The organism is Timonella sp. A28, from assembly GCF_051200815.1.
In the GTDB taxonomy this organism is placed as follows: Bacteria; Actinomycetota; Actinomycetes; order Actinomycetales; family Cellulomonadaceae; genus Timonella.
Genome location: NZ_CP195159.1, coordinates 400,771 through 413,413 on the forward strand (window position 1 = coordinate 400,771; position 12,643 = coordinate 413,413).

Below are 12,643 nucleotides of genomic sequence, written 5' to 3' on the forward strand. Positions count from 1 at the left end.
TGTGTAGTGCACAGTGATTTATGACTATTATCGGCTCACCTTGATTTAAATCCAAGGAAATTTGCTTAAGCCAGATAAATTTGGTGGTATGGCTGCGCGCTCACACACAACGAAAACCTCGGCGGCGAGAGGTTCTAATCGAAGTACGTCCACTAAAACGGCACGTACCGCTCGTACACGCAAGACACCTACTCGTACGAGACCGCAACCTGCAGCTGCCACGGAAGCACAGAAAGTGCATCGTCGTGAACATTGGTTGGATGCTTTTGGGTTTATTTTGATTGCGTTAGCGATCATGTCTGCAGTGCCAGAGTGGTTTGCTATTGATACTCCTATCGCGCATGTGATGCATACAGCTGCAGCATCTGTTGTGGGTCGACTTTCAGTTCTTGTCCCTATCGCTTTGTTTGTGTGGGGAATTCGAGTTTTGCGACGTAGGCATCGCGAAGACCGCACGCACCGTATGACTGTTGGTGTGTCGTGTGAAGTGTTAGCTCTCACTGGTATTACCCATGCTGTGACGGGATACCCTTCTTTGGCAGAGCCTTTTAACGAGGTGCAAGACTCGGGTGGTGTCTTAGGGTTTATTCTTGGTTACCCGTTAGCAGCGGGATTAGCGCCAGTTGCCGCTGTGTTGGTGTTGTTATTGCTTGCGTTTTTTGGTGCGTTAGTGATTACAAAAACCCCAATTTCATCTTTGTCTGAGAAATTACACAACATAAAAACTTCCATTTTTGGTGAGGCGCCCGAGGCCCCTGCGCAGACCGGTGGAGTGGGGACTGTTTCTGGTGAATTGGAATTAGCGCCCGGGGTATCGCGGCATTCTGGACACGATCGGGATGCAACGGTGCCGCAGAAGAAACGTAAACGTGCAGGGCTTTTGAGCCGCCGCAGCAAAAAGAATGCGGTTGTTGAGCCTACTCAAGAAAATCGTCTTGAAGCGTATGACGGCGACGAAGCGTTCACCCGTGCTTTTGATGCTGAAGTGACGGCAGAACAAGAAACTAAGCCGAAGCCGACTACGCGTAAGAAGTCAGGCAGGGAACGCTCGGCTACTATCCATACTGATCAGACGCAAGTTATTGATCCTGCTGAGTTGTCTGACGTTGAAGCTGTCGTTGAGCCTGAGGCTGTTCCACAACCGCCAGCAAAGAGCGCGGCTGCTCATGAACCGCCCGCTGCAGAAAGTCCTAAGAAACTTGAAGCACCACCAAACCGTGCTGTGCCGCGTGGGGAGCAACCCATGCTTGAAGGCGACATGGTGTATGTCCTTCCTGACGAAGAGGCTTTGGCGCATGGTGCCCCGCACAAGAAACGATCTGCAGTTAATGATCGGGTTGTTGATTCGCTTACCGAGGTTTTTGCTCAATTTAATGTGGACGCATCTGTTACTGGGTTTACTCGTGGACCGACAGTTACACGTTATGAGGTTGAGGTCGGCCCTGGCATGAAGGTGGAGCGCGTTACTGCTCTATCAAAAAATATTGCTTACGCTGTTGCTTCAGCAGATGTGCGGATTTTGTCTCCGATCCCTGGAAAGTCAGCTATTGGTATCGAAATTCCAAATGCTGACCGTGAAACTGTTGTGCTTGGTGACGTCTTGCGTTCAAGTGTGGCGCGGAAGTCAGATCACCCAATGATCATGGGTGTGGGTAAAGACGTTGAAGGTGGCTATGTGATGGCCAACCTTGCGAAGATGCCACACATCTTGGTTGCGGGTGCGACCGGTGCGGGTAAATCAAGTTTTGTGAACTCGATGATTACATCGATTTTGATGCGCTCAACCCCGGACCAGGTGCGCATGATCTTGGTTGACCCGAAGCGTGTGGAACTCACCATTTATGATGGCATCCCGCATCTTATTACTCCGATTATTACTAACCCTAAAAAAGCTGCTGAAGCTTTGGAATGGGTTGTGCGAGAAATGGATGCTCGGTACGACGACCTTGCCCTGTTTGGTTACAAGCACATTGATGACTTTAACGCTGCTGTTCGTAGTGGGAAGGTGAAACCACTGCCGGGTTCGGAACGAAAGATCGCTCCCTACCCGTATTTGCTGGTTGTTGTTGATGAGCTTGCTGATCTCATGATGGTTGCGCCACGTGATGTGGAAGCTTCTATCCAACGCATCACGCAGTTGGCACGAGCAGCAGGTATCCACCTTGTTTTAGCAACGCAGCGCCCTTCAGTTGATGTTGTTACTGGTTTGATTAAAGCCAATGTTCCATCTCGTTTAGCTTTTGCTACGTCCTCACTTGCAGATTCGAGGGTTGTTCTCGACCAGCCGGGTGCCGAAAAACTTATCGGGCAAGGTGACGCATTGTTCTTGCCGATGGGTGCGTCAAAACCTATGCGCGTGCAAGGTGCGTGGGTTAACGAGTCGGAGATTCATGCTGTGGTTGAGCATGTGAAGACTCAACTGAAACCCGTATATCGAGAAGACGTTACTCAAGTGGCAGCCAAGAAGGTTGTTGACGACGATATCGGTGATGACCTTGATGTGTTGTTGCAGGCAGCCGAATTGGTTATTACTTCCCAATTTGGTTCCACTTCGATGTTGCAACGTAAATTGCGTGTTGGCTTTGCCAAAGCTGGGCGTCTGATGGATTTGCTGGAGTCACGCGAAATTGTTGGTCCTTCTGAAGGGTCTAAAGCTCGTGAAGTGTTGGTGCAGCCAGACGATCTTGCTGGAACTTTAGCTATGCTTCGTGGCGAACCAGTCGAAGAGCCCTCATCACCGCATTCGGGTGAAGGCACTGTAGACTACAGCGATGGCGTTGGGGGGCATATGCCTCCCGTCGCGAAAGATTATTCTGACAATGCAGACACTGAAGATGACGGTTGGACTGGTCCGGTGCGTTAACTGGGACTGTTGACTGAAGTAAGGAACTGTGTTGCTCTCGTGACAGTTATTTGAGGTGAAAGCGTTGTGAGTGAGTCCGTGACTGGGCCAGCCCATGTGCCTGTGTTAAACATTGCGAACATTTTGACGATGCTGCGTATCGCCATGGTTCCTGTGTTTGTGTGGGCGTTATTTCAGGACTCCGGAGAGTCTGTTGTTTGGCGTCTTATCGCATTAGGGATTTTTATTCTTGCAGCGATAACAGACAAAATCGATGGTCATTTAGCTCGTTCTCGGGGACTCATAACCAACCTCGGTAAGATTCTTGATCCGATAGCGGACAAGTTGCTTACTGGAGCAGCGTTTATTGGGTTGTCAATGTTGGGCGATCTGTGGTGGTGGGTAACCATCGTTATTTTGGGTCGAGAGCTCGCTATTACTGTTATGCGGTTTATTGTTATTCGTTATGCAGTGCTTCCAGCCTCTCGTGGTGGAAAACTAAAAACTGTATTCCAGATGTTGGCGATTGGGGCATTCTTGCTTCCGCTTTTTGCAATGCCGATTGTCTTCACGTGGCTAGCTGTCGCACTCATGTCTGTTGCCGTAGCGTTCACTGTTATTACGGGTGTCGATTATTTAGCGGCGGGGTGGCGAGTCTTCCGTGAGGGAAAAACCTCACGATGAATATTCGTGAGCTTTTCTTCTGCAGACCTTATAAACGCTGTTCAACAACCATGTGATGATGTTGCGGCGCGTATTATTCGGCATGCACAAACTCTAGGGTTATCGATTTCTTGTGCAGAATCGTTAACGGGTGGTTTGTTGGCTGATGCTTTTGTGCGGATTCCAGGGGCTTCAGATGTTTTTGTTGGTTCTGCCGTAACCTATGCAACGGAGTCGAAAGCTTCGGTGTTGCAGGTCAACAACGAAACCTTGCAACGTTACGGCGCTGTACATGCTGAAACTGTTCGGCAGATGGTCACAGGAGTAGGTGTTCTCTTCCGATCAACTATTCAGGTTGCAACGACAGGTGTTGCTGGGCCCACTCAGCAAGACGGACAACCAGTTGGACGTTTTTATATTGGATTATTGCTGCCCGGTATGACACACGCAGAAGTCGTTACAGGCAGGATCAGCGATGACGAGATTGAAGGTCTTGCGCACGGTGGTTCTGATCGTAGAGAATGCATTCGGCGTGTAGTGGTTGCCGTTGCTTTAACCGAATTGCTGCGTTGTTTAGGGCGTATAACCCACAAACAGGGCTGTGACTAGAGGCATAAAAAAATATTAGATTGCGCGGAACAATTTAGTTTCAGAATGCGTTATTCAATACAGAGCGAACGCATAACGTGATAGTGTTCCGGGCCGGGGGACTATTAAGTTGTGAGGTGAATTTGCCGAGTTTATCTCGTACAGTGTTCATTCAGCGTGACTTGCTAGAGTCAACGTGAAAAGATATCGGCAAAACATAACTTAGGTAAGCGCCTAAGGTCCTGAGAAGAGGACTTTGGTACTGAGACACGAGAGGAGGCAGCCAGATGGTTGTATTACGTCGCGAGATTGGTGATGTACTTCGTACGGCACGCCAACGTCAGGGTCGAACACTTCGAGAGGTGTCTTCCGCCGCCCGTGTGTCACTTGGCTACTTGAGTGAAGTCGAACGCGGTCAAAAAGAAGCATCATCAGAGTTGCTTGGATCAATTTGTGAAGCTCTTGACACGCCTTTGTCAGTGATTTTGCGTGAAGTAAGCGATCGCATCGCTGTTGCAGAGGGTCTGTCAATTCCAGACACAATTCCGGCAGAGATGGTTTCGTACGATCGAGTACCCGCCACTGTGTAGCACTATGATCTAGTTTTTTGAAGGGCGGACCGCACACAAAATGTGCGGTCCGCCCTTTTATGTCGTCATAAGGTTTGACAGGTAGCGCAATAGAAGGCGGGACGCTGCTTTAACGGTGGACCAATAAGTAAACGTTCTATAGGTGAACCGCACACATGGCAGGGTTTATCTGTGCGGCCGTGTACGTGTATTTTTCGCCCCTGCGGATACGCGACCACTGCTCGGATCATGTGTGAACGTATCGCTGCTAGAAGACGCGGAACATGTACGTCAGCAAGAGGTGTGAGCGGAGAATATTTGAGTTCAAAAAGCCCCTCGGCCATGTAAATAGTACCTATTCCAGCCACAACCGTTTGATCCAGCAGCGTTTCTCCAATGGGCCGAGTTGCGGGTTGGTACGCGAAACGTTCAATGCCCGTACGCCATCCTTCATCCGACAGCGTGAACCCGTTTTGGTGTGAACTGTCACGTGATGCGCGTGGGGCAACACGAAGATGTGGATCGTTATGGGCCCGCTCTAAAAAAGGAGTGGGCACAAAAGAGTCAGACAAAATATCGGGGCCTAAATGTTCTAAATGCTGAGGCTCTTCACGCGTCTGCCATACGTCGAGCATTCCCAACCTGTAACCTAAGGCCGTCCATTGTGCGGTGCCTATTGCGGCACGAACAAATGGTGAAGGTGAGCGTGCTTCAGAGGAATCGGTACGAACTATTCGCCATGATCCATCCATACGCAGATGTGTTCTCAGGGTGAGTCCTTGGTCGAACCGCATAAGTAAATGTTTTCCGTACGCGTCAACTTCATCAAGATGATGGCCTTGAAGTCCATGCGCAGGGGCTGACGGCCAATTGAGATCACCGCGAGTTAAGACTGAACCAGCAAAAATCTCATGCAACGTGTTGGCTGCTGTCAGTACGGTATCGCCTTCAGGCATTGTTTTTTCCGTATCGTTGCGATGGATGAGGTTGGTAGCGAAGCCCTGCTGGCGTCACTGAAAAACCTACAGCCCGTAAGGCTTCAAAGACGGGATGCTGCTCGGCGGACCGGACGAACTCGAGGACAGGTGAGTCGTTGATTTTTGAGAGCTGAATTTTTGGAAGCCGCCCGCTATCTACCTCTGCAACAACTGCGTTAGCGGCAGCGAGCAGTTGGGTGGAATCATGAGTGAACGACAAAACAGTTTTGCCTCCCCGCTCAACATATAAAACAAGATCACCATCAACTAACACCACTGAAGCACCGGCTTTTCGTCCAGGACGATGCGTAGTGGAGGAGGGAAGAGTCTCTGGCCAATTCACAAACGCACCGTAAGGGTTAGCAGGGTCCATCGCCGCTAAAACACACACTTTATGTTTGTTGCGTGAGCGCTCTGCCTTAAGGTCAGCTTCGGTTGTACGCAGCACATCAACTGCCCCGTCCGCGGCGAACTGGGAACCACCCAGCTTTTCAACAAAATATCCGCGACGTATTTTTCCTAAACTCTCAGCAGTGGACAGCACTTGGTAAAGCGCAGAGAAAGGATGTTCAAGGTCCTCGAATGTGTTAATCGATCGGGTGACTAGACCATAACGTTCAAGAAGAACAGTAATGCAGGCATGAATGCGACGTGTTGGGTCTAGAACTCGTTGCGGTAAAACAGTCCAACGTCCAGTAGCAATGCTCGCAGGAACACTGTTGCGAGGCGTTACCGGAGATAAACCACCGAAACGAGACCGAGCGGTTTTAGATCGTATGTTCGCGCGAGAAGCAGGGGCAGAACCTACCCGTCCGACGAGAGAACGCAACGGGCTAATAGTGTCATTAGTGATCAGTCCCGCCCACACCAAATCCCATAACGCACGTTCAACAGCCGCCGCAGCGAACCCACTGTTGTCTATAAGATGCGATGCGAAAAACCCGCCTGAACCCTGCAAAAGATCAAATAAAGCCGTGTGGTCTAGCGAATTGGAGAGCTCGTCATGGTCATGAAGTGCAGTAACACTAGGCAGCGTTAGTTCTGCGCCATCGGCTAGATGTAGGGAAATCATGGCATCCTTGCCACCACGTGGCCCGGGCAATAATTTGTGTCCAATCCATACCACCTCACCAGAGGTCGTAAGTTCATCCAACATGCTAGGCGTATAGTCCTTAACCCGTGCTGGAAGGATGTGAGATTCAAGCGCCGATAATGGTACTGGCACCCCAGTTAACTGTTCGATAGCTTGATATAAACCGTTAATTCCATGCAACTCGCCGACGTGTTGCCATTGAGGTAGGAACACGCCAAGAGTGCTTTGGCTGACAGGTTCCACATCTGCGCGTAAAGCGGCAAGCGAACGACGCCGCAGTAGTCGCATCACATCAACATCGCAGTAATCTTCGTGGGTACCGCCCAACGCCTGAGGCAATAATTTTCCAGAGAGCATCAGGCCTTGCGCTTCAAGTGTGCGTAAAGCATCACGGACAACAGCAATCCCTAACCCAAACCGTGCGCCAACGTGCGCCGCCGTAAACGGACCATGCGTGCGTGCATAACGCCTAATAAGGTCCCCTAAAGGATCCGCAACAGGTTCAATAAAGTCGGCAGGAATACCTGCCGGTAACGCGACCCCCAACGCATCCCGCAGACGGCTAGCATCTTCAATGGCAGCCCACTGCCATGCGGATTCATCGGAAACACCCGCAAGCTTGACTCGAATAATTCGACGCGCCTGCTCAAGCTGTTGCAGTAAAACATGCGCATGCTGCGTAGGACTCCTCTCAGTATCCGAGAGGTCGTCGTGCCGTGGAGCATGCACTCGATCGCTTATATCGTGAAGAGTCGCCGGCCCCCACTTAAGCAGGAACTCCCACAGCTGCTCAGCAGTTTTAATTTTTTTGGATTCCGTGAGGAACAGTAATTCACGAATAGTCTCTGCAGTTGCGTCAACATCCAAAATGTCGGCAAGACTTCCAACACCTTCCTGCCCCAACAACTCAGCGAGAAGCGTGGGATCAAGAGTGAGCGCAGCCGCCCGACGTTCCGCAAGAGGCGCATCAGCATCATAAAGAAACTGCGCGGTGTACCCAAAGAGCAGCGTCTGAGCGAATGGCGAAGGATGTTGAGTAGTAACCTCACTAACCCTGATCGCGCCCGCAGAAATCGTGCGCATAATGTCAGTCAACGCAGGAACATCAAAATCGTCCTGTAAACATTCCCGCACCGCTTCAAGGACAATAGGGAAATCTGGAAAACTGGATGCAACAGACAACAACTGCGCAGACCGCTGACGTTGCTGCCACAACGGCTGACGTTTATCAGGACGCGTCTTCGGCAGCAAGAGTGCACGAGCAGCCGCTTCACGAAAACGAGCGCCAAAAAGCGAAGAATCACTTACCTGCTCTCGCACAACACGAGCAACATCTTCAGGATCAATAAGGATGTCTTCAACCGTTAACGATTGCGCAGGTTCCGCCGCCGGTAAAACCGCAAACGGGTCATCAAAAGTAGCCGCATCTTCAGTGTTGGGTATACGCAACACAATACCGTCATCACTGTGCATAGCAGAGGCATCAACCCCAAACTTTGTGCGAACACGATCAGAAATAACAAGCGCCCACGGGGCATGAACCCGAGACCCAAACGGACTGTGAATGACGACCCGCCAATCACCTAACTCATCACGAAATTTTTCAATAACAATGTTTTTGTCATGAGGGAGGGAACCGGTAGCAGCCGTTTGTTCATCTAAATATGCAGCAAGGTTACGTTGGGCATATGCGTCGAGGCCTTGCCACGCAGGATCTGAATCCCGCGAATGCGTCGTAGTGCGTAGCCATTGTCCGATTGCTCGACCAAGCTCTACTGGCCTGCCTAACCCATCACCTTTCCAAAACGGAAGACGACCAGGAACACCAGGTGCAGGAGACACCAGAACACGATCAGGAGTGATCTCTTCTATCCGCCATGTTGAAGACCCCAGAGTAAACACGTCACCTACGCGAGACTCGTACACCATTTCTTCATCAAGTTCTCCAACGCGTTTCCCTCCTTTATGTGTGATCTTCTTACCGCTAGTGGTGACCCGAGGATCAACCGTTGAGGTGTCGGATCCATCCTCGTAGGCGAAGGACGCTGGCTGGGCGTCGTCGATAAGAAAAACACCATAGAGACCTCTGTCGGGGATAGTCCCGCCAGAGGTGGTAGCTAGCCGCAAAGCACCAGGCCGAGCAGAAAGAATATTAGTTGTACGGTCCCAAACGATTCGCGCTCGCAGTTCACCAAAATCTTCGGAAGGGTACCGGCCAGATAGCATATCGAGCACTGCCCGAAAAGTTGCTTCCCCCAGGGAAGAAAATGGTGCGCTGCGGCGTACGAGAGCAAGCGCATCCTCATAAGAGATGTCTTCTGCCGCAACCATGGCGACGAGGTGCTGCGCTAACACATCGAGAGGATTATGTACTCGATGAAAAGGCTCAATCTGGCCTTCTCGCATACGCTGCGCAATAACAGCAGTTGCTGGAAGCTCACCACGATGAAGCGGCAGGATCCGGCCATGAGATACAGCTCCTACCTGGTGGCCTGCACGTCCTACACGTTGCAAACCACTTGCGACAGAAGGAGGAGGACCTACCTGAACGACTAAATCGATCGCTCCCATATCGATGCCCAGTTCGAGGGAAGAAGTTGATACGACAGCAGGGAGCAACCCGCTCTTCAGATCAGATTCTGTACGGGTGCGCTCTGCACGACTCATAGAGCCATGATGTGCGCGGGCTAAACTTACCGGAACGCCAGCGCTTGCACCTGACTGGGCTTGAATATGTGCTGCATGCCGCTCACCAGGAGGGGGAACATCTTCACCTTGCCGTTGTGCCCAAATTTCATTCATGCGTGAAGTGAGACGCTCTGCACCACGACGACCATTAGTAAAAATAAGAGTGGACGTATGTTCCGCAACAAGATCAACGACTTCTTCTTCGACATGAGGCCACATGGAGTTCGTTGGAGGCTGAACTGTTGACGCTGCCGAGATCGTTCCTTCACGATCCTGAGACGGCATTTCGTTAAGCACAGTCATATCTTTGATAGGAACAGTGACACTAATATCGAATGTTTTGTCGATGTGAGGCTTAACTACGGTGACGATGCGACCGCCGTCGGAAAGAGGCCGCCCACCGCTTAAATATTCTGCTACGGCAGATACCGGTTCAACGGTGGCCGATAAACCTATGCGTCGAGCTGGCTGCTGCAAAAAATCGTCTAATCGTTCGAGAGAAACAGCAAGGTGAGCGCCACGTTTGGTACCAGCAACGTAGTGAATCTCATCAATAATGACTGTTTCTATACCTGCGAGTCCCGCTCGTGCCCCAGAGGTCAACATAAGAAATAACGATTCTGGCGTGGTGATGAGAATGTCAGGCGGAGTCTTGGCAAATTTGCGGCGTTCTGATTGTGGTGTATCTCCGGTTCGAGTTCCTACCAGGATTTCGCGAGGCGTGTGACCTAAACGCAAGGCTGCTTGTTCAATACCACGTAAAGGGGAACGTAAATTTCGTTCGACGTCTGCCGCTAAAGCTTTGAGCGGGGAAATATATAAGATTTTGCAGCGCTGAGCTGGGTCGTCTGACGTAACTGGTGTGCGTGAAATTTGATCGATAGCCCACAAAAACGCGGCAAGGGTTTTTCCCGACCCGGTAGGTGCTACGACAACGGCATGATTGTTTTGAGAAACTGCGTTCCACGCTCCAACCTGCGCAGACGTTGGAGTGTCGAACGCGCCACGGAACCAGGTTTGTGTGGGCTGGGAAAACAGCGTGAGCGGATCGGCTTCAGAACGTAGCGTGGATTCTTGTGCAGACACACTTCTATTGTGACTCGAGAGTCTGACAAATGACGTTAAGGCTAAGAAGTATGGCACTCTAGAGTGTGCGAAACCGAGAATTTTGGTTATTAGTTGATGAAGTTTTTGGCGCGCAGTATGGCAAGACTTTAGCGTCTGATCAGGTTCTTTTGGAACTGGATAACCACACTGCAGTGCAAGCGTTAGAGCAAGGGGTAGAGCCTCGACACGTGTGGCATGCACTATGTGATGCTATGGATGTGAGTGAGCAGGACCGGTGGGGAACCGATAAGTTTCGTCAAGCACCACCGAAAGCGTAGCGAACGACACGCCTAAACTCATGCGTTCGAACACATGTTCGGTTATGCTGTATGCACAGACGATAAGGTCGTGTGTTCTTCCCCAAGAAGCGCGAGTGCACTGCGTGAGACACCTGCCGTGTCAGAGGGTGTGTGTACGGTGAACGAAGTTGAAGTTAATGAGCCTAAGGCTCACGAAATAAAGGTGACGTGAATGCCAGTTTCAGCCGATCGCGAGAAAGCATTAGAAGCTGCCCTTGGGCAAATTGATCGACAGTTCGGAAAAGGATCGATCATGCGTTTGGGCGATGACAACCGCCCAAAGGTTGAGGTTATCCCTTCTGGTTCTATTGCTCTGGACGTTGCTTTAGGCATAGGCGGTTTCCCTCGCGGACGAGTGGTGGAAGTGTATGGCCCAGAATCTTCGGGTAAAACCACTATTGCTTTGCATGCTGTTGCTAATGCACAGCGCAGCGGAGGAATCGCGGCTTTCATCGACGCTGAGCACGCTCTGGACCCAGAATATGCGCGCAAACTCGGTGTCGATACCGATGCGTTGCTTGTATCTCAGCCGGACACGGGTGAACAAGCACTTGAAATTGCAGACATGCTGATTCGTTCTGGTGCAATTGACCTTATCGTTGTCGACTCCGTTGCTGCGTTGACTCCAAAAGCAGAAATCGAAGGTGAGATGGGAGATTCTCACGTTGGTTTGCAAGCCCGATTAATGTCGCAGGCACTGCGAAAGATTACGGGTGCGCTGTCTGCAACAGGAACAACTGCGATCTTTATTAACCAGTTGCGTGAAAAAATTGGTGTCTTTTTTGGTTCGCCAGAGACCACCACTGGTGGAAAAGCCTTGAAGTTCTATGCGTCAGTGCGTCTTGACATTCGACGAATCGAAACTCTTAAAGAGGGCTCGGAACCAGTAGGTAACCGAACCCGTGTCAAAGTTGTCAAAAATAAAATGGCTCCACCCTTCAAACAAGCCGAATTCGACATCCTTTATGGTGTTGGAATTTCCCGCGAGGGCAGCCTGATTGACATGGGTGTAGAGCACGGCTTTGTGCGTAAGTCAGGTTCGTGGTTTACCTATGACGGGGATCAGCTGGGACAAGGTAAAGAAAACGCTCGAAAATTCTTGCGCGATAACCCAGAGTTAGCAAATGAACTAGAGCGTCGCATTAAAGAGAAACTTGGCATTATTGCTGCTGAAGGTGCTCCTGAGGCTGAGGCACCAAGCAAACCGGAAACGAAACCTGCTACTAAAGCAGCCGGAACAAAAGCGGCGAAAAAATAACACCTACTCTGCGGTCTTGCCATCATGCACATCATTGAATATGACGAAGCAGACATACCTGAAGAAAGTCGAATTCGGGTAAACGAAGATTTAGAGCGGGCGCGAGAAAGCGCAATGCGTATTCTCGCGTCCGCTGGGCGTAGCAAGAAAGATGTTTTAGCGCGTCTCGTTGCAAAAGGTCACGAGCAAGATGTGTGTGAAGAGTTAGTCCACCGACTTGAAGCGGTAGGGCTCATTGATGAAGCCGAATCGGCTTCCATTATTGTTCGCACTCGTTTCCGTGAGCGGGGCCGCTCGCGGCGTGCAATTGCCGAAGAACTCAGCAGGAAAGGCTTTGAACCAGAGGCAATCGAACATGCGATGACACATATCACTGAAGACGACGAGCAAGAAACTGTGCTTGCTCTAGCACGTAAACGTCTTAGCCGTGATGTGACAGTTGACCAGCAGACTCGTAAGCGACGGGCTCTATCGCATCTCGTTCGAAAAGGCTATTCTCCAGGGCTTGCTATGTCGTGTATTCAACGTGTCCTTGATGAAGAACAAAATACTTAACAAA

General features: G+C 50.7%; 9 protein-coding genes. 7 read left to right on the top strand and 2 right to left on the bottom strand.

The annotated features are described in order from the left end of the window. Nucleotides 1-88 precede the first annotated feature (88 nt). From ACR9EC_RS01945 to ACR9EC_RS01960, 4 genes are all read left to right on the top strand, one after another. Nucleotides 89-2,863 (top strand): DNA translocase FtsK 4TM domain-containing protein, encoded by a 2,775-nt coding sequence (locus ACR9EC_RS01945; RefSeq protein ID WP_435300586.1) that lies wholly within the window; start codon nt 89-91, stop codon nt 2,861-2,863. Nucleotides 2,864-2,929: 66 nt separating this feature from the next. Next, nucleotides 2,930-3,526: a CDP-diacylglycerol--glycerol-3-phosphate 3-phosphatidyltransferase gene (pgsA, locus tag ACR9EC_RS01950; RefSeq protein WP_435299844.1), complete on the top strand. Its 597-nt coding sequence runs from the start codon at nt 2,930-2,932 to the stop codon at nt 3,524-3,526. Between the two features lie 6 nt (nt 3,527-3,532). After that, nucleotides 3,533-4,114: a CinA family protein gene (locus tag ACR9EC_RS01955; RefSeq protein WP_435299845.1), complete on the top strand. Its 582-nt coding sequence runs from the start codon at nt 3,533-3,535 to the stop codon at nt 4,112-4,114. A 266-nt stretch (nt 4,115-4,380) separates the two neighbouring features. Continuing rightward, complete coding sequence (locus ACR9EC_RS01960) at nt 4,381-4,683, top strand: helix-turn-helix domain-containing protein (RefSeq protein WP_435299846.1); 303 nt, start codon at nt 4,381-4,383, stop codon at nt 4,681-4,683. Between the two features lie 65 nt (nt 4,684-4,748). Here ACR9EC_RS01960 and ACR9EC_RS01965 read toward each other — a convergent pair whose 3' ends face one another. Next, nucleotides 4,749-5,618 (bottom strand): DNA-formamidopyrimidine glycosylase family protein, encoded by an 870-nt coding sequence (locus tag ACR9EC_RS01965; RefSeq protein WP_435299847.1) that lies wholly within the window; start codon nt 5,616-5,618, stop codon nt 4,749-4,751. Next, on the bottom strand, nt 5,611-10,506 hold the full coding sequence (locus ACR9EC_RS01970) for a DNA glycosylase AlkZ-like family protein (RefSeq protein WP_435299848.1): 4,896 nt from the start codon (nt 10,504-10,506) through the stop codon (nt 5,611-5,613). The genes ACR9EC_RS01965 and ACR9EC_RS01970 overlap by 8 nt, the downstream gene beginning before the upstream one ends. Before the next feature lie 65 nt (nt 10,507-10,571). Here ACR9EC_RS01970 and ACR9EC_RS01975 point away from each other — a divergent pair, with 65 nt between their 5' ends. From ACR9EC_RS01975 to ACR9EC_RS01985, 3 genes are all read left to right on the top strand, one after another. After that, nucleotides 10,572-10,805, top strand: a complete 234-nt coding sequence (locus tag ACR9EC_RS01975) for a DUF3046 domain-containing protein (protein WP_435299849.1) — start codon at nt 10,572-10,574, stop codon at nt 10,803-10,805. Between the two features lie 193 nt (nt 10,806-10,998). Beyond that, nucleotides 10,999-12,084: a recombinase RecA gene (gene recA, locus ACR9EC_RS01980; protein WP_435299850.1), complete on the top strand. Its 1,086-nt coding sequence runs from the start codon at nt 10,999-11,001 to the stop codon at nt 12,082-12,084. A gap of 24 nt (nt 12,085-12,108) precedes the next feature. After that, entirely contained in the window at nt 12,109-12,639 is a 531-nt protein-coding gene (locus tag ACR9EC_RS01985; protein ID WP_435299851.1) for a regulatory protein RecX, read from the top strand. Nucleotides 12,640-12,643 lie beyond the last annotated feature (4 nt).

Excerpts from the sequence above, each read along its gene's own strand:
- ACR9EC_RS01945 (WP_435300586.1), top strand. The coding sequence starts at position 89 with ATGGCTGCGCGCTCACACACAACGAAAACCTCGGCGGCGAGAGGTTCT.
- recA (WP_435299850.1), top strand. The coding sequence starts at position 10,999 with ATGCCAGTTTCAGCCGATCGCGAGAAAGCATTAGAAGCTGCCCTTGGG.
- ACR9EC_RS01985 (WP_435299851.1), top strand. The coding sequence starts at position 12,109 with ATGCACATCATTGAATATGACGAAGCAGACATACCTGAAGAAAGTCGA.
- ACR9EC_RS01965 (WP_435299847.1), bottom strand. The coding sequence starts at position 5,618 with ATGCCTGAAGGCGATACCGTACTGACAGCAGCCAACACGTTGCATGAG.
- ACR9EC_RS01960 (WP_435299846.1), top strand. The coding sequence starts at position 4,381 with ATGGTTGTATTACGTCGCGAGATTGGTGATGTACTTCGTACGGCACGC.